This window comes from Serratia sp. (in: enterobacteria), assembly GCF_046715635.1.
In the GTDB taxonomy this organism is placed as follows: Bacteria; Pseudomonadota; Gammaproteobacteria; order Enterobacterales; family Enterobacteriaceae; genus Chania.
The window spans coordinates 1-16256 of the sequence record NZ_JBKJYW010000290.1 but is presented as its reverse complement, the minus strand read 5'-3'; the positions used below and the strand labels follow the sequence as shown (position 1 = coordinate 16256).

General features: G+C 53.6%; 18 protein-coding genes. 7 read left to right on the top strand and 11 right to left on the bottom strand.

Annotation, left to right across the window (positions count from 1 at the left end; all coding sequences use genetic code 11):
* Positions 1–49 precede the first annotated feature (49 nt).
* Complete coding sequence (locus tag ACLQ7H_RS14385; protein WP_248947182.1) at positions 50–394, top strand: RidA family protein; 345 nt, start codon at positions 50–52, stop codon at positions 392–394.
* Positions 395–461: 67 nt separating this feature from the next.
* Here ACLQ7H_RS14385 and mdtI read toward each other — a convergent pair whose 3' ends face one another.
* The 5 genes from mdtI to zwf all read right to left on the bottom strand — a co-directional run bounded on the left by mdtI (position 462) and on the right by zwf (position 4518).
* Positions 462–791, bottom strand: coding sequence for a multidrug/spermidine efflux SMR transporter subunit MdtI (gene mdtI / locus ACLQ7H_RS14380; RefSeq protein ID WP_411753250.1), 330 nt, complete (start codon positions 789–791; stop codon positions 462–464).
* Positions 778–1146: a multidrug/spermidine efflux SMR transporter subunit MdtJ gene (gene mdtJ / locus ACLQ7H_RS14375; protein ID WP_024528744.1), complete on the bottom strand. Its 369-nt coding sequence runs from the start codon at positions 1144–1146 to the stop codon at positions 778–780. Before mdtJ ends, mdtI begins: the two co-directional genes overlap by 14 nt.
* Positions 1147–1698: 552 nt before the next feature.
* Entirely contained in the window at positions 1699–1863 is a 165-nt protein-coding gene (locus ACLQ7H_RS14370) for a KDGP aldolase (RefSeq protein ID WP_411753252.1), read from the bottom strand.
* Positions 1864–2049: 186 nt separating this feature from the next.
* Positions 2050–2691 (bottom strand): bifunctional 4-hydroxy-2-oxoglutarate aldolase/2-dehydro-3-deoxy-phosphogluconate aldolase, encoded by a 642-nt coding sequence (locus ACLQ7H_RS14365; protein ID WP_021181159.1) that lies wholly within the window; start codon positions 2689–2691, stop codon positions 2050–2052.
* Between the two features lie 351 nt (positions 2692–3042).
* Positions 3043–4518 (bottom strand): glucose-6-phosphate dehydrogenase, encoded by a 1476-nt coding sequence (gene zwf, locus ACLQ7H_RS14360; RefSeq protein WP_411753249.1) that lies wholly within the window; start codon positions 4516–4518, stop codon positions 3043–3045.
* 392 nt (positions 4519–4910) lie between these two features.
* On the opposite strand from zwf, the gene ACLQ7H_RS14355 reads away from it, so the two are divergent.
* The 4 genes from ACLQ7H_RS14355 to ACLQ7H_RS14340 all read left to right on the top strand — a co-directional run bounded on the left by ACLQ7H_RS14355 (position 4911) and on the right by ACLQ7H_RS14340 (position 8820).
* Positions 4911–5777 carry a MurR/RpiR family transcriptional regulator gene (locus ACLQ7H_RS14355; RefSeq protein WP_024486465.1) on the top strand — a complete coding sequence of 289 codons (867 nt, stop codon included), beginning with the start codon at positions 4911–4913 and terminating at the stop codon, positions 5775–5777.
* Between the two features lie 190 nt (positions 5778–5967).
* Positions 5968–7410, top strand: coding sequence for a pyruvate kinase (pyk, locus tag ACLQ7H_RS14350; RefSeq protein WP_411753248.1), 1443 nt, complete (start codon positions 5968–5970; stop codon positions 7408–7410).
* A gap of 74 nt (positions 7411–7484) precedes the next feature.
* The gene (locus tag ACLQ7H_RS14345; protein ID WP_411753247.1) at positions 7485–8375 is read left to right on the top strand and encodes a leucine-rich repeat domain-containing protein; all 891 of its coding nucleotides are present in this window, start codon (positions 7485–7487) and stop codon (positions 8373–8375) included.
* Between the two features lie 292 nt (positions 8376–8667).
* Positions 8668–8820 (top strand): Hok/Gef family protein, encoded by a 153-nt coding sequence (locus ACLQ7H_RS14340; RefSeq protein ID WP_411753246.1) that lies wholly within the window; start codon positions 8668–8670, stop codon positions 8818–8820.
* Between the two features lie 232 nt (positions 8821–9052).
* Here ACLQ7H_RS14340 and lpxM read toward each other — a convergent pair whose 3' ends face one another.
* From lpxM to znuA, 3 genes are all read right to left on the bottom strand, one after another.
* Positions 9053–10021, bottom strand: coding sequence for a lauroyl-Kdo(2)-lipid IV(A) myristoyltransferase (lpxM, locus tag ACLQ7H_RS14335; protein WP_411753245.1), 969 nt, complete (start codon positions 10019–10021; stop codon positions 9053–9055).
* 180 nt (positions 10022–10201) lie between these two features.
* Positions 10202–11524 (bottom strand): murein DD-endopeptidase MepM, encoded by a 1323-nt coding sequence (mepM, locus tag ACLQ7H_RS14330; protein ID WP_411753244.1) that lies wholly within the window; start codon positions 11522–11524, stop codon positions 10202–10204.
* Between the two features lie 21 nt (positions 11525–11545).
* Entirely contained in the window at positions 11546–12487 is a 942-nt protein-coding gene (gene znuA / locus ACLQ7H_RS14325) for a zinc ABC transporter substrate-binding protein ZnuA (RefSeq protein ID WP_411753251.1), read from the bottom strand.
* A gap of 78 nt (positions 12488–12565) precedes the next feature.
* Here znuA and znuC point away from each other — a divergent pair, with 78 nt between their 5' ends.
* Together znuC and znuB are read left to right on the top strand one after the other, a co-directional pair.
* Positions 12566–13324, top strand: coding sequence for a zinc ABC transporter ATP-binding protein ZnuC (gene znuC / locus ACLQ7H_RS14320; protein ID WP_411753243.1), 759 nt, complete (start codon positions 12566–12568; stop codon positions 13322–13324).
* Positions 13321–14106 (top strand): zinc ABC transporter permease subunit ZnuB, encoded by a 786-nt coding sequence (gene znuB / locus ACLQ7H_RS14315; RefSeq protein ID WP_411753242.1) that lies wholly within the window; start codon positions 13321–13323, stop codon positions 14104–14106. The genes znuC and znuB overlap by 4 nt, the downstream gene beginning before the upstream one ends.
* Positions 14107–14148: 42 nt before the next feature.
* Here znuB and ruvB read toward each other — a convergent pair whose 3' ends face one another.
* From ruvB to ruvC, 3 genes are all read right to left on the bottom strand, one after another.
* On the bottom strand, positions 14149–15156 hold the full coding sequence (gene ruvB / locus ACLQ7H_RS14310) for a Holliday junction branch migration DNA helicase RuvB (RefSeq protein ID WP_024486543.1): 1008 nt from the start codon (positions 15154–15156) through the stop codon (positions 14149–14151).
* A gap of 18 nt (positions 15157–15174) precedes the next feature.
* A complete protein-coding gene (gene ruvA / locus ACLQ7H_RS14305) occupies positions 15175–15789 on the bottom strand; it encodes a Holliday junction branch migration protein RuvA (RefSeq protein ID WP_021806658.1) in 615 nt (204 codons plus the stop codon).
* Between the two features lie 146 nt (positions 15790–15935).
* On the bottom strand, positions 15936–16256 hold a 321-nt coding region (ruvC, locus tag ACLQ7H_RS14300), incomplete at its 5' end, for a crossover junction endodeoxyribonuclease RuvC (protein WP_411753241.1).

Here is a 16256-nt window from a genome sequence, read left to right as displayed (position 1 = left end):
GTTCCCGGCTGTGATACGCTTATGACGTTGATGATAAGGAGATAATTGCATGAATATCGAACGAATTGATCCGGCACAGCGCTGGTCTGAAGCGGTGATCCACAATGACACCGTGTATTACACCAGCGTCCCGGAAAATCTGGACGATGACGCTACGGCGCAAACCGCCAACACCTTGGCTGCTATCGATGTATTGCTGGCCCGCGTGGGTTCGGACAAGAGCCGGATTTTAGACGCCACCATTTTCCTGGCCAACGGCGATGATTTTGCTGCCATGAATGCCGCCTGGGATGCCTGGGTAGTTGCAGGCAGCGCGCCGGTACGTTGTACCGTAGAAGCGCGTCTGATGAATCCTAAATTCAAAGTTGAAATCAAGATCATCGCGGCACTGTAAAACAAAAACCGCAGGCCATACCCTTTATCCAAGAGTATATTCCTGCGGTTTTTTATTTGGCTGGCCGTTACGCCAGTTTGATAATGATCATCCCCGTCAGCAACAGGGCCAGCCCCATCCAGCCTTTGGCATTAAGCCGTTGACCGAACAAGATCCAACCGGCAGCGATGGTGGCTGCGATACCGAAACCGCCCCACAATGCATAAGCTACCGAAAGATCGATCCCCTTCACCGCCTGCGCGAGCGCGCTGAATGCACCTAATACCGACACCAGCGACAACAGCCCCAGCCAAACCCTGCTAAAACCGTTCGACATCTTCAGAAAGATGTTAGCCACAATCTCCAATACGATGGCCAAGGCCAGAAACCCAATGTGGTACAACTCAAGCTGTTGCATGGTTGTCACCTCGCGGGCTGACCTGTTTTCGTGGCTTGCGGGTGCCGGATTTCACCAGCAGGATCCCGGCAATCAACGCCACCAAGCCCAGCACTTTCAGCGCCGAGATTGGCTCATCAAACAGCATCACGCTGAACAGGGTAATAAACAGGATGCCGATCCCTTCCCATAAGGCGTAAGCAACGCCCAGGGCCACGCGTTTTACCGCTAATGACAACATGATGTAAGACAGGGTGATCATCACGTACATGACGATGTGCCCGGTCATACCGCCGCTGACGCTAGCGTATTTCATGGACAGGGTGCCGATAATTTCGGCGGTAATGGCAAAGCCTAAAAAGATCCAATAAATCATAATTTTTCTCCCAAACGGCGAATCACGCACGCTAAGGCGTATTTATCCCAATCTATCTCATCTAACAGGCGCACGACGGCGCTTGAGATATAGAAATCTCTGGGGATAAACCTACCCAAACGTATTAAAGAAGTTTGCCCGGCAACGCCAAACGACGGGAAGTGAACCCAGTCATCAGCACCGGTTAAGGGAGAAAGACGCTATAGCTCGCTGCACCAGTGATGCTCACTGGCAAGGATGGCAGAAAGGAAAAGTTGGCAACAAGATGTTCTGAGAGGCGTTCTATTAAGTTTCATCATAATTATTCTCTATCTTCAGCCGCACACCGTGCGATTTGCCCAATATCCTCATGAATGTAAAATTTTCAACTGCATTAGTTTTACCATAGCGAAAATCAGAAAGCAAACCGCCGTTTTCACATTTAGCGAAAAAAAATGGGTTATAAATAAGAACCTTAATGTTTTTAAAAATTAAAAAAGGCTCAGATCTTCACCCAAGCCTTGCGAGAATTTCGGCAACCTGTAACGACGGCAGATTCAAGCGCCACGCGCCTTAGCGCAGGATCTGTTTGATGCCTGCCAGCAGCAACGCGACCTCTTCGGCAAGGGTCTCCCCGCTGTGCGCATCGATGATGGAACTGTAAACGTGTGGCATCACCTTTGCGACTCCGGCGTCAAGGCAGGTTTCCAGTATTGGCAGGAAGTTTCGCGTATCGATCCCCCCGGTCGATTAGTTATAAAAAAGGGAAAGAAGGTGATTGGCGAGCTGATAGCCCATCTAACCAAAAACCATCCTAATACAGGGCTAGAGAAAACGACCACCGCAGAATGTGAAACCGGGGCATTTACAGGCAAAAAAAATGCCAATCACAAAGGATTGGCATCAACAGGAGCGAACAGGGGTTTAGGCAGTAGCACCCTTGACGGCTTCACGCGCCAATTCGGTGATACGGGCATAGTCGCCGCTTTCCAGCGCATCCGCAGGCACTAACCAGGAACCGCCGATGCACAGCACGCTTTTCAGTGCCAGATAGTCACGGTAGTTGTTCGGCGTGATGCCGCCGGTTGGGCAGAAACGTACCTGTGAGAACGGCCCGGCAATGGCTTGCAGTGCCTTAACGCCGCCGTTGGCTTCCGCAGGGAAGAATTTAAACTCGCGCAGGCCATAATCCATCCCCAACATCAGCTCGGAAACGGTGCTGATACCCGGGATCAACGGAATGCTGCCTGCGGTGGCGGCTTTCAGTAGATCGGCGGTCAGGCCAGGGCTAATGGCAAACTGTGCGCCAGCCTCGGTCACTTCTTGCAGCTGTTGTGGATTGATCACCGTGCCCGCACCGATGATGGCGTCAGGAACTTCTTTGGCGATCGCACGAATAGCATCCATCGCACAGGCGGTACGCAGCGTCACTTCCAGCACGCGCACACCACCTGCAACCAGTGCTTTAGCCAACGGCACAGCGTGTTCCAGCTTGTTAATCACAATCACCGGAACTACGGGGCCTGCCGTCAGGATCTGTTCTGCACTGGTTTTCCAGTTTTTCATCGTCATTCTCTCCATTACTTTCGGTTGGTGTATGGCACGCCCCTGCCACAGGGCTCCGCATCGCTGCAGATTCCGATCGCACCGCTAAAAGCCAGCAGACAGGCTGACGCCGGTCACCTAGGCTAATTCTGTTGACGTGTTACCAGCCCCTCACCCCAGCCCTCTCCCAAAGGGAGAGGGCGCTAAATGGTGCTCTCAATAAGCCCTTGCTGTTTCAGGAAGAAAGTCAGAACAGCAACAACTTCGATCTACCACTGCGGATCCAGGAAGAAAACCAGAGCGGCAGCAACCTCGATCGGTTCCCTCTCCTTTTGGGAGAGGGTGAGGGTGAGGGAACAGGTTAACTACTGCTTATTCGAACTCGTTCCACGAACGGCCATCGCGCGTGATCATCGCGACGGAAGCCACCGGCCCCCAAGTCCCAGACTGGTAAGGCTTAGGCGCCTCGTTGTCCGCTTTCCAGGCATCCATGATTGAGTCAACCCACTTCCAGGCTTCTTCCACTTCGTCACGGCGCACAAACAGCGCCTGGATGCCACGCATGGTTTCCAGCAGCAGGCGCTCATAGGCGTCGGCCACGTGTTCCTGGTTAAAGGTTTCCGAGAAGCTCAAATCCAGCTTGGTGGTTTGCAGACGATGTTTGTGATCCAGCCCCGGCACCTTGTTCAGTACCTGGATTTCGATCCCTTCGTCCGGCTGCAGGCGAATGGTCAGTTTGTTCTGCGGCAGCTGTTGATAGGAGTCACGGAACAGGTTTAACGGCGGGTTTTTAAAGTACACCACCACTTCTGAACATTTGGTCGGCAAACGCTTACCAGTGCGCAGATAGAACGGCACGCCTGCCCATTGCCAGTTGTCGATATCGACGCGGATGGACACAAAAGTCTCGGTGTTACTGCTCTTGTTTGCCCCTTCCTCTTCCAGGTAGCCCGGTACTTTCTTACCCTGCACGAAGCCTGCGGTGTATTGGCCGCGCACGGTGGTTTCCCGGACATTGGTCTGATCGATACGGCGCAGCGAGCGCAGCACTTTCACTTTCTCATCACGGATACGGTCAGTGGTCAAATCCGCCGGCGGTGACATGGCGATCATGGTCAGGATCTGCAACAGGTGGTTCTGGATCATGTCGCGCATCTGCCCGGCCTGATCGAAGTAACCCCAGCGCCCTTCAATCCCCACCTCTTCTGCCACGGTGATCTGCACGTGATCGATGGTGCGGTTATCCCAGTTGGAAGCAAACAGGGAGTTGGCAAAGCGCAGCGCCAGCAGGTTCAGTACCGTCTCTTTGCCCAGATAGTGGTCGATGCGGTAAACCTGGGATTCGTTAAAGTACTCAGCAACCTGATCGTTGATCACCCGTGAGGATGCCAGATCAGTACCAAGTGGCTTTTCCATCACCACGCGCGCCGGCTCTTTATTCAGCTTGGCCTCGCCCAGACCCTTGCAGATGGCGCCAAAGGTGCTTGGCGGCATGGCGAAATAGTTGATGGTGGTACGATGTTTCTGGTCCAGCATCTTGCCCAACTCGGCGAAGTGCTTGCTGTCGTTGACGTCCAGATTGCAGAAGTCCAGGCGCGCGCTCAGCGTAGCCCAAAGCTCATCGTCCAGCTCTTCTTTCATAAAGGTGCCCAAGGCTTCCTTGACCACCTTGGTATAAGCTTCTTTATCCCACTCGGCACGGCCTACCCCGATGATACGGGTATCCGGGTGGATGTGACCGGCTTTCTCTAACTGGTACAGGGAAGGCAGCAGTTTACGACGCGCCAGATCGCCTTTTGCGCCGAAAATAACCAGGTCACAGGCCTGGGCTGTAGAGGTTACCGCCATGTTCATCTCCTCGATGCAGGATATTTGTAATTTTCTTACATTACTAATGTACTCTCTTTCGCTACGGCCAGTAAACCCGGATCAAAAGCAGAAAAAAAGCCCCAGAAACTACGGCGTTATCCCTGGCGCGGCGCTAACGCTGCTGGCAACAGGAAAAACTGTAATTTTCTGTCTTTTTTGATGCTCTTTTACCATTATGAAAGTTAGACACAGGTCATGTTCTGGTGAAAAAAGCCAGCTTATCCCTTGTCGACACTGCCAACGCTTACCAGCACGTAGTATATTTTCATTAAACCGGATTGATTTCTCCTTTGATTGAAATCGACATACCCGATGGATCACCAGCGACAGCCGGTGCCCGGCAGGTATAAACCATGAGTGACTCTCGTTATATGAATACGCTGGAAAAAATCCAGAGCCATCTGGAGCTCCTGAGCAAATCGGAAAGGAAAGTCGCCGAGGTGATCCTGGCCTCCCCACAAACCGCTATTCACTCCAGTATCGCCCGGCTGGCCAAATTGGCCGATGTCAGTGAGCCGACCGTTAACCGCTTTTGCCGCCGCCTTGAAACTAAAGGATTCCCCGATTTCAAGCTGCATCTGGCACAAAGCCTGGCCAACGGTACGCCCTATGTAAACCGCAATGTCGAAGAAAACGACACCGTTGCCGCTTACACCAGTAAGATCTTTGAGTCGGTGATGGCCAACCTGGATACAGTAAAGGCAAATCTCGACATTACCGCAATCAATCGGGCGGTAGATCTACTTACCCAGGCGAAAAAAATCTCGTTCTTCGGCCTGGGCGCCTCTGCCGCCGTGGCGCACGATGCCATGAACAAATTTTTCCGCTTCAATATTCCGGTGGTCTATTTTGACGATATCGTCATGCAACGCATGAGCTGCATGAACTCCGTCGAGGGGGATGTCGTGGTACTGATCTCCCATACCGGCCGCACCAAGAATCTGGTCGAGATGGCGCACCTGGCGCGAGAGAACGACGCCACGGTCATCGCCATCACCTCCAAGGATACGCCACTGGCACAGGCCGCGACCCTTCCCCTGCTGTTGGACGTGCCGGAAGATACCGATGTTTACATGCCGATGGTATCCCGAATTGCGCAGTTAACCCTCATTGACGTGCTGGCCACCGGATTTACCTTGCGCCGAGGGGCTAAATTCAGAGATAACTTGAAGCGGGTCAAGGAAGCGTTGAAAGAATCGCGCTTTGATAAAGGGATCGTCCCCAACAGTTTCGACTGAAAACGGATTTAAAAACCGCCGGTCAGATCACAAGTTGACCCACGGGATTATAGTTGTACCCTGATAGCTCGTTCATTCAGATAACCCAGGGGGAAATTGGCTAGGCGAAAAGCATCGGCCCCCTCATCCGGTTTCGTTATCTGACGTTCAGCAACACCAATACTTGCGTCACAAGTCAACGGAGTAATACATGACCAGACGGCTCAGAAGAACCAAAATCGTTACCACACTGGGTCCGGCTACCGACCGCGACAATAATCTGGAAAAGATTATTGCTGCCGGTGCGAACGTAGTTCGGCTTAACTTTTCCCACGGCAATGCAGAAGACCATCAGGCACGGGCAGATAAAGTGCGTGAGATTGCGGCCAAGCTGGGGCGTCATGTCGCTATCCTGGGCGATCTTCAAGGGCCTAAAATCCGCGTTTCCACCTTTAAGGAAGGCAAGATTTTCCTTAACATCGGCGATAAATTCCTGCTGGATGCCAACCTGACCAAAGGTGAAGGCGATAAAGAAAAAGTCGGTATCGACTATAAAGGCCTGCCTGCGGACGTGGTTCCTGGCGATGTGCTGCTGCTGGACGATGGCCGCGTACAGCTGAAAGTGTTAGAAGTTCAGGGCATGAAAGTGTTCACCGAAGTCACCGTGGGTGGCCCGCTGTCGAACAATAAAGGCATCAACAAACTGGGCGGCGGCCTCTCTGCCGAAGCCCTGACCGAGAAAGACAAAGCCGATATCCTGATCGCCGCCAAAATTGGCGTCGACTACCTGGCCGTCTCCTTCCCACGCACCGGCGAAGACCTGAACTATGCTCGCCGCTTGGCACGTGACGCTGGTTGCAACGCCAAAATCGTGTCAAAAGTAGAACGTGCTGAAGCCGTATGCAGCGACGAAGCGATGGATGACATCATCCTGGCTTCCGACGTGGTCATGGTTGCCCGTGGCGATCTGGGCGTCGAAATCGGCGATCCAGAGCTGGTGGGTATCCAGAAGAAACTGATCCGTCGTGCCCGTACGCTCAACCGCGCAGTGATCACCGCCACCCAGATGATGGAATCGATGATCACCAACCCGATGCCAACCCGTGCCGAAGTCATGGACGTGGCGAACGCCGTGCTGGATGGTACCGATGCGGTCATGCTCTCTGCTGAAACCGCAGCAGGCCAGTATCCAGCCGAAACGGTAGCCGCCATGGCGCGGGTTTGCCTGGGCGCAGAGAAAATCCCAAGCATCAACGTGTCCAAGCACCGTCTGGACGTACAGTTCGACAATATCGAAGAAGCCATCGCCATGTCGACCATGTATGCCGCTAACCACCTTAAAGGGGTTACCGCCATCATCGCCATGACCGAATCTGGCCGCACCGCGCTGATGATGTCGCGTATCAGCTCCGGTTTGCCGATCTTCGCCATGTCACGCCATGAACACACGCTGAACCTGACGGCGCTGTATCGTGGTGTCACCCCGGTCTACTTCGGTAGCCACAGTGATGGCGTAGTCGCCGCTAATGATGCGATAGCCCGTCTACGTGATAAAGGCTATCTGGTGTCTGGCGATCTGGTGCTGGTTACTCAGGGTGACGTTATGGGCACAGTTGGCACCACCAATACCAACCGTATCCTGCGCGTAGAGTGATTACCGCGCATTAATGTTAAAGCCAGTCGGTTTTCGCTGACTGGCTTTTTTATTGCTATCTGGGAAACATCGCCATGCTGCATCAACATCAACCATCACATTTACCACAACTGCAAGAAGCACTGGATCTTGACGGGCGGCAACTGGCCAATCTGGATAGTGAAGACCTCAGCGGCACCGCCCTGCAAAAAATCAGCCTGTACAATAATTGCCTGACCCGCTTCCCCGAACAGATTTTTCACCATCGTAACCTGAAAGTGCTCAATATCTCCTGCAACCAGATTGCCGAACTGCCAACGGAAATCGGTTTGCTCAACCAGTTGCAGATGCTCGATTTTGGCCACAACCAGGCAGCATCGATTCCCTCAGAAATCGGGGAATTACGTGAATTAAAATATTTGTATTTAAGTGATAACGGCTTTAGCCAACTCCCCGATTCGCTCCGTCAATTGCAGGCGTTGTGCTATCTGAATCTGACGGATAATCAGCTAGTGGAACTCCCCTCGGCGCTATGCGCGCTGGCTGCATTACAAGAACTGCGTCTCTACAATAACGCCATCACCGCATTACCCTCCGAGGTCGGTTTGTTGGGCCAGCTGCGTGAATTGCACCTGATGAAAAATCGCCTCACCACCCTGCCCAGCGAGATCGCTCAACTGTCGGAGTTACAGGTGATGGATTTGGAGAACAACGCCATTGCGTACTTACCCGATCAATTCTGCCAATTGCCCAAGCTGGCTACGCTCAATCTTCGTTTCAACCAGTTATCCCGGCTGCCTGAAGACTTGGGTGCATTGAGTTCACTGGTTTCATTAGACTTGCGTGCCAACCGATTAAGTGAATTACCGGCAAGCATGGCACAAATGAAAAACCTGCGGCGACTGGACCTGCGTTGGAATGACTTCGACCATTATCCAGCGGTGCTTGAACCGCTGATCCAACAGGGTTGCATGGTTCATTGCTAATTACCTGGCTAGAATCTGCAACGGTAAACAGTGGGTTTTTCAGGCCGTTGCAAAGCATTGCGTAACGCTGCGCAGAGTTGGTATTTGGGAATAAAACGGACACGAGCCAGATGGGGATGATGAATATACTACGCGTGGGTGCTCTGGATCTTTGTATCTGGAGCCAAAAGCCAAGGTGATGGATGCAAAGAGAAAAGCCCCGAGTCGATAACATCAACCCGAGGCCAACTCTAACGCCAGACAACGTTAGGTTAGCTTCTTACCTGCCGAGAGGCAAGGAGAAGGAAACGCAATGTTGAATAAAGGAAACATCGTCAAACTGGTCGTTATCTGTACCACCGTCATTTTGCTGGTATGGCTAACGCGCAGCAAACTTTGTGAGCTGCGTATTCGATCGGGCAACACGGAGGTTGCGGCCATTTTGGCCTACGAATCCGGACGGTAAGGCAACCCAACGGCGGGGGCCAGCTCCCGCCCGTTGGTTGTTGGCGTGTAGATCTATGATCACCCTTCTTCATACAAACTAAAACGACGGGCTTCTGGCACGTCGTTTTAGTTTGTCAAAAGTTGCTGAAATTGTAGGAAATGAACAGGTTAGAGCGTAAGGGCGCTGCATACTGCGCCCATTTAGCAGCGTGTAATACCTACATTGCGAATCGGTTGAAGTTGATAATACATTAACGATATAAATCGTCCCGCGAGTAAGGTTCAATCTCACCTTCCTTACGCGTTTTCAGCAACTTCAAAATCCAAGTATATTGTTCCGGATTAGGGCCAACCAGGTTTTCCACCTCTTCGTTCATGCGGCGCGCAATGCGTAGATCGTCGGCTTCGGTCAGATCATCCATTGGTTCACGGATATAAATGTCCAGCATGCTGGTTTTACCATCATAAACCGGGAACAGCGGCACGATCGCCGCTTTGCAGACTTTCATCAGGCGGCCGACCGCAGGCAATGTGGCTTTATAGGTCGCAAAGAAATCCACGAATTCACTGTGCTCGGCACCGTGATCCTGGTCAGGCAGATAGTAACCCCAATAACCATGGCGCACCGAACTGATAAAAGGCTTAATGCCATCGTTACGGGCGTGCATACGGCCACCAAATTTGCGGCGCACGCTATTCCACAGATAGTCGACCAATGGGTTGCTCTGGTTATGGAACATCGCCGCCATGGGTTGTCCCCGTGCAGCCATCAGCATCGCTGGTACATCTACAGCCCAGCCATGCGGCACCAGGAATATCACATTGCGGCCTTCCTCACGGATTTTATCCAGCACTTCTTCACCGTGCCAACGCACGCGCTTGAGCACCTTTTCCGGTTTGGTACAGGCCAGTTCCGCCATCAGGATCATCGATTGCGGCGCGGTGGCAAACATCTCATCGATAATTTGTTCGCGTTGCTGTTCTGAGAGTTCAGGCATGCAATAGAGCAAATTGATACGGGCGCGGCGTCGTGCCCCTTTCGCAACCTTGCCAGCCAGTTTACCAATCGCACCCAACAGCGGATCACGAACTCGTGCCGGGACCAGAGAAATACCGGCCATCAGCCCGGTTCCCAACCAAACGCCCCAGTAGCGCGGATGATAGAAGGCTTTATCAAATTGTGGGATGAACTCTACGTTCGATTTCTTCTCGTTTTGCATGACCTGCTCTCATTCAACGCGTCTGCTCGCAATATATATCCCCGTCGTCTTTCAAGCGACGGGCCAGATTAGAACCGCAACCGTACGCTGACAACATAAGGTATTGTGACCTCGAGCAGGCACTAATAAAAACATCGGCCCGAAATCAGGCCGATGGAAAATCATAAGGGATAGCGATGGTTAATCCAGCTGCAACTGCGGCACCACTTCTTTCACCTGTGCCAGGTAATCGCTGCGATCTTTCCCCATCAGCCCTTCAGAGCGTGGCAATTTAGCCGTCAATGGGTTAACCGCTTGCTGGTTAGTCCACATTTCATAATGCAAATGCGGCCCGGTAGAGCGGCCAGTATTGCCGGAGAGTGCGATACGATCGCCACGTTTCACCTTCTGCCCTGGCTTGACCAACAGCTTTTTCAAATGCATATAGCGCGTGGTGTATTGGCGGCCATGACGGATCGCCACATAGTTACCTGCCGCACCGCTGCGCTTGGCGATCACCACTTCACCGTCACCCACCGCCAACACTGGCGTGCCGACCGGCATGGCGAAGTCGACACCTTTATGCGGTGCAACGCGCCCGGTCACCGGATTAACACGGCGTGGATTAAAGTTGGAAGAAATACGGAACTGCTTCAGGGTTGGGAAACGCATAAAACCACGCGCCAGCCCGGAGCCCTGACGATCGTAGAACTTACCGTCATCGGCGCGGATGGCAAAGTAGTCTTTGCCACTGCTACGCATACGTACGCCCAACAGTTGGCTCTGCTCGCTCTTGCCGTCAAACTCTTCGCGCGACATCAACACCGCGAACTGATCGCCTTTGCGAAGCTTGCGAAAATCAAGCTGCCATTGCAGGGCTTTGATCACCGCATTGATCTCGGCACGGCTTAGGCCAGCCGCTGAGGCGCTGCTGACAAAGCTGCCGTTCAGCTTGCCGCTCAGCACGCTGTTGCGCCATTCACCCTTCTGGGTTTCCTTGGTTTCTTTAAAGGAGTTGCCTACGCGATCGTAGGTGCGGGTTTCACGGCGTGAAACCTCCCAGGTCAGGCGCTTAAGATCGCCATCTTCGGTAAGCGTCCAGGAGAGTTGCTGGCCGATTTTCAGGTTACGCAAATCGCGGTTCTGCGAAGCCAGCAGCGAAACATCCGACATTTCGATGCCGTACTGGGTCAGAATACTGCCGAGCGTATCACCGGTAGAAACCACATATTCATGCACACCTTCCTCTCCGGCGACCTTCTGGTCCAGCTCATCCTCAGGGATGTCATCATCGGGGGTAGGTTGGTCGGCATCAATAGGTTCACTGGCTTCGGGCTGCAATGCCCTTAACTGGTTGGCTTCCAACTCGACGCTTTTAACGATAGGGTTATGTTCTGGGTGATAAACGGAAGGCCGCCAAACAGCGACGGCCAACGTAACGACTGTCAACGACCCCAGCATTACGCGATGGGGCCGAGGCAGGTTGTTATACGCCAGAGTGATAGTTCGGACTATCTTCTGCACTCAATAATATCCTCATAATCTTTACTTCAGGCAGCTCACGTACTGGTTGGACAGCGCTGTCAGGAAGTTCCCGTAGCTGTCTTTCCCCAGTGCGATACCGATGCCCAGCGGGTCCAGCGTTCCAGAACGCACATGGGTACCCTTGGCAACGGCATTAATTACGGCCGGTCTGAATTGTGGCTCAGCAAAAACGCAGACTGCTTTCTGCTCAACCAACTGTGTTCGAATTTGGTGTAAACGCTGTGCGCCAGGTTGAATTTCGGGATTAACGGTAAAATGGCCCAGTGGGCTCAAGCCGAAGTGTTTTTCAAAGTAGCCATAAGCGTCATGAAAAACAAAATATCCCTTACCTTGCACAGGCGTTAGCATCTTAACAAGATTTTTATCAGTTTGCGCTAGCTGATCCTCGAACTGGCGCAGGTTTGCGTCTAATTTGTCCTTCTTTTGCGGCATAAGTTCCAATAATCTGTCGTGAATCGCGATCGCGGTCACTTTTGCCACCTCTGGCGACAGCCAAACGTGCATATTATAGTCACCGTGATGATGATCGTGTCCATCGTCGCCGTCCGCATGACTATGCGCTTCGGCTGCATGATCATGGTCGTGGTCGTCATCGCCTTTCATCAATAGCGGCTGTACCGCAGGCAGTTCGCTAATCGCCAATTGCTTATTGGCTGGCAGTTGTGTCACGGATTTGGTCAGAAAAGCTTCCATGTCCGGCCCCACCCACAGCACCAGATCGGCGCTACGCAGCCGCTGAATGTCCGACGGGCGCAGGGCGAAGTCGTGAGGTGAGGCGCCGTCCGGTAGTAAAATCTCAGTAGGCGTGACCCCATCGGCGATGGCGGAAGCGATAAACCCCAGCGGGCGGATAGAGGTCACTACGGCGGCCGTCGCATTGCCCGCCATGACCAGAGCCGTTGCCAACAGAGTGCGTTGCAGCCATTTATTTTTCTGTACCATCATCAGTAATCCCGTCGTTTTCAGCAAAGAAGCGTGATATTATAACATTCGGTTAGTTCTGCAAAATGTAATCACGATATGTCTACACTGGCAACGCTAAAAAATATCTCTGTTTCTTTTGGTACCCGGCGGGTACTGACTAATATCTCACTCAACCTGCAACCGGGTCGTATTCTGACGCTCCTCGGGCCTAACGGGGCCGGCAAGTCAACGCTGGTCCGTGTGGTGCTGGGCCTGATTGCGCCAACGGAAGGCACGCTGGAACGCCTGCCGGGGCTGCGCATTGGCTATGTGCCGCAAAAGCTGCATCTCGATGCTACCCTGCCCTTGACCGTCAACCGCTTTATGCGGCTCAAGCCTGGGGTGAAAAAGGCCGATATCCTGCCCGCGCTCAAACGCGTGCATGCCGCGCACCTGTTGGATCAGCCCATGCAAAAGCTTTCCGGCGGCGAAAACCAGCGGGTGTTACTGGCACGTGCGTTGTTGAATCAACCGCAGTTACTGGTGTTGGATGAACCTACGCAAGGGGTGGATGTTAACGGCCAGTTGGCGTTATACGACCTGATCGACCAATTGCGCAAAGAACTGGGCTGCGCGGTGCTGATGGTTTCCCATGACCTGCATTTGGTGATGGCCAAAACCGACGACGTCCTGTGCCTGAACCAACATATTTGTTGCTCCGGCACGCCAGAAGTGGTGTCAATGCACCCAGAGTTTATCGCCATGTTCGGTAACAGAGGTGCCGAGCAGTTAGCGATCTACCGCCATCAGCATAATCACCGTCACGACCTGCAAGGCAGAATTGTGCTGAAAAAAACCGGGGGCCGTGAGGCATGATTGAACTGTTATTGCCCGGCTGGCTGGCCGGTGTGTTGTTGGCTGCGGCGGCGGGCCCGCTGGGTTCTTTTGTGGTCTGGCGCCGGATGTCTTACTTTGGCGATACGCTGGCACACGCTTCGCTGCTTGGCGTTGCCTTCGGCTTATTGCTGGACGTGAATCCGTTTTATGCGGTGATTGCCGTCACGCTGCTGTTAGCCCTGGTGCTGGTTTGGCTGGAACGCCGCCCGCAGTTGTCGATCGATACATTGCTCGGCATTATGGCGCATAGTGCGCTATCGCTGGGTCTGGTGGTGGTCGCGCTGATGTCCAACGTGCGCGTAGATCTGATGGCTTATCTGTTTGGGGATTTGCTGTCGGTCACGATGAGCGATATCTGGATGATCGGTACTGGCGTAGTGATAGTGCTGCTGGTGCTCTGGTGGCAATGGCGTGACCTGCTATCGATGACTATCAGCCCGGAGATGGCCCATGTCGATGGCGTTAACTTGCCCCGCGCACGCACCATTTTGATGCTGGTCACCGCCTTGACCATCGGGCTGTCCATGAAGTTTGTCGGCGCACTGATTATTACGTCGCTACTGATTATCCCGGCGGCAACCGCACGGCGTTTTGCCCGCACTCCAGAACAAATGGCCGGTTATGCGGTATTGGTAGGGATAATTGCGGTAACCGGCGGGCTGACCTTCTCGGCGTTTTACGATACGCCAGCTGGGCCTTCGGTAGTGTTAAGCGCTGCGGTGCTGTTTGTGCTGAGCCTGTCGAAAAAGCAACAGGCTTGATCTGATTACGCCAGGGTTTCCCTTGGCGTAAATCCTGGTTTGCTACTTCTCTTCCCGCTCGATACCAAAGTGCTTATAGGCATGATTGGTCGCCATTCGGCCACGCGGAGTACGCTGAATAAACCCCTGTTGGATCAGGAAGGGTTCGATCACGTCTTCTATCGTTTCACGCTCTTCACCGATTGCCGCCGCCAGGTTATCCAACCCCACCGGGCCACCGGTAAACTTGTCAATGATCGCCAGCAACAGCTTGCGGTCCATATAGTCGAAACCTTCCGCATCGACGTTCAGCATATCCAACGCCTGCATGGCCACTTCGCCATTGATCACCCCGTTGGCACGTACTTCGGCAAAGTCGCGCACGCGGCGCAGCAGGCGGTTGGCAATACGTGGCGTACCGCGGGCGCGACGTGCCACTTCATGCGCCCCATCGGTAGACAGATCCAGCCCCAGGCAGTTGGCACTGCGGGAAACGATATGCTCCAGATCGGCCACCTGATAAAACTCCAGACGCTGCACGATGCCGAAACGATCGCGTAGCGGGGAGGTCAAGGAACCGGCCCTAGTGGTTGCCCCAACCAGGGTGAACGGTGGCAGGTCGAGCTTGATCGAGCGCGCCGCCGGGCCTTCACCGATCATGATATCTAGCTGATAGTCTTCCATCGCTGGATACAGGATCTCTTCCACTACCGGCGAAAGACGGTGGATTTCATCGATAAACAGGACGTCATGGGGCTCCAGGTTGGTCAGCATTGCCGCCAGATCCCCAGCCTTTTCCAGCACGGGTCCAGAGGTGGTACGCAGGTTAACACCCATCTCATTGGCCACGATGTTGGCCAAGGTGGTTTTACCCAACCCAGGCGGCCCGAAGATCAACAGATGGTCCAGTGCGTCGCCGCGCTGTTTGGCAGCCTGAATAAAGATTTCCATCTGCTCACGTACGTGCGGCTGGCCAACGTACTCCGTCAGCAGTTTGGGACGGATCGCACGATCCAGCACCTCTTCTTCGTTGAACGGCTCGGCAGAGATCAGGCGGTCGGCTTCAATCATGGTCTACCCCTTTCCTGCCTACAGTGCAGCACGTAATGCTTCGCGGATTAATGCCTCGCAATCCGCACCCGGCTTGGCAACCTTACTGACCATGCGGCTGGCTTCCTGTGGCTTATAGCCCAAGGCCACCAGCGCAGAGGCCGCTTCAGCTTCAATATCCATCTCCGCCGCTTTGGCCGCGCTGGCTGGAAGGGGGATTTCACTGCTGTTGTTGAACAGATCGCCGTTCAGGCCCTTGAAGCGGTCTTTCATTTCGACGACCAGACGCTCGGCGGTTTTCTTACCCACGCCCGGCAATTTGATCAACGTGGTGATTTCTTCACGCTCTACCGCGCTGACAAACTGCTGGGCAGACATGCCTGAAAGGATCGCCAGCGCCAGTTTTGGCCCCACGCCGTTCACTTTAATCAGCTCACGGAACAGCGCACGCTCTTGTTTATCATTGAACCCATACAGCAGCTGTGCATCTTCACGCACCACGAATTGGGTAAACACGATAGCCTCTTGCCCCAGCTCCGGCAGCTCATAAAAGCAGGTCATCGGCATATGCACTTCATACCCGACGCCATTGGTTTCAAGTAACACCAGCGGTGGCTGCTTTTCCAGAATAATTCCTCTGAGACGACCTATCATTACCCCTCCTGAATGGATCCCTGCATGTGGCGTGCTGCCACACAGTAATGGTGAAGCTTATACCATAAAAAAAGCTGGATGAATATCCAGCCCCCTATACTCGTCATACTTCAAGTTACCTGGGTGTTGGCAGCGCCCGTTCGGGGTCAGCGCAACCGGCCACGCGCCAGATTCAATCGCCCTTCACTCATGCGCAATACGTTCTGGCTGAGATGACAGTGAGTGATGGCGATAGCCAACGCATCCGCAGCATCCGCCTGCGGGTTGGCGGAAAGCTTCAGCAGCGAGCGCACCATATGCTGCACCTGCGATTTCTCTGCCGCGCCGGTACCGACCACCGTCTGCTTTACCTGGCGGGCCGCGTACTCAAACACTTCCAGATTCTGATTAACGGCGGCAACGATAGCCACACCTCGTGCCTGCCCCAGCTTGAGTGCCGAGTCCGGGTTCTTGGCCATAAACACCTG

Coding starts and splice junctions, on each gene's coding strand:
- ACLQ7H_RS14385 (WP_248947182.1), top strand. CDS start 50: ATGAATATCGAACGAATTGATCCGGCACAGCGCTGGTCTGAAGCGGTG.
- mdtI (WP_411753250.1), bottom strand. CDS start 791: ATGCAACAGCTTGAGTTGTACCACATTGGGTTTCTGGCCTTGGCCATC.
- mdtJ (WP_024528744.1), bottom strand. CDS start 1,146: ATGATTTATTGGATCTTTTTAGGCTTTGCCATTACCGCCGAAATTATC.
- ACLQ7H_RS14365 (WP_021181159.1), bottom strand. CDS start 2,691: ATGAAAAACTGGAAAACCAGTGCAGAACAGATCCTGACGGCAGGCCCC.
- zwf (WP_411753249.1), bottom strand. CDS start 4,518: ATGGCGGTAACCTCTACAGCCCAGGCCTGTGACCTGGTTATTTTCGGC.
- ACLQ7H_RS14355 (WP_024486465.1), top strand. CDS start 4,911: ATGAATACGCTGGAAAAAATCCAGAGCCATCTGGAGCTCCTGAGCAAA.
- pyk (WP_411753248.1), top strand. CDS start 5,968: ATGACCAGACGGCTCAGAAGAACCAAAATCGTTACCACACTGGGTCCG.
- ACLQ7H_RS14345 (WP_411753247.1), top strand. CDS start 7,485: ATGCTGCATCAACATCAACCATCACATTTACCACAACTGCAAGAAGCA.
- ACLQ7H_RS14340 (WP_411753246.1), top strand. CDS start 8,668: ATGTTGAATAAAGGAAACATCGTCAAACTGGTCGTTATCTGTACCACC.
- lpxM (WP_411753245.1), bottom strand. CDS start 10,021: ATGCAAAACGAGAAGAAATCGAACGTAGAGTTCATCCCACAATTTGAT.
- znuA (WP_411753251.1), bottom strand. CDS start 12,487: ATGGTACAGAAAAATAAATGGCTGCAACGCACTCTGTTGGCAACGGCT.
- znuC (WP_411753243.1), top strand. CDS start 12,566: ATGTCTACACTGGCAACGCTAAAAAATATCTCTGTTTCTTTTGGTACC.
- znuB (WP_411753242.1), top strand. CDS start 13,321: ATGATTGAACTGTTATTGCCCGGCTGGCTGGCCGGTGTGTTGTTGGCT.
- ruvB (WP_024486543.1), bottom strand. CDS start 15,156: ATGATTGAAGCCGACCGCCTGATCTCTGCCGAGCCGTTCAACGAAGAA.
- ruvA (WP_021806658.1), bottom strand. CDS start 15,789: ATGATAGGTCGTCTCAGAGGAATTATTCTGGAAAAGCAGCCACCGCTG.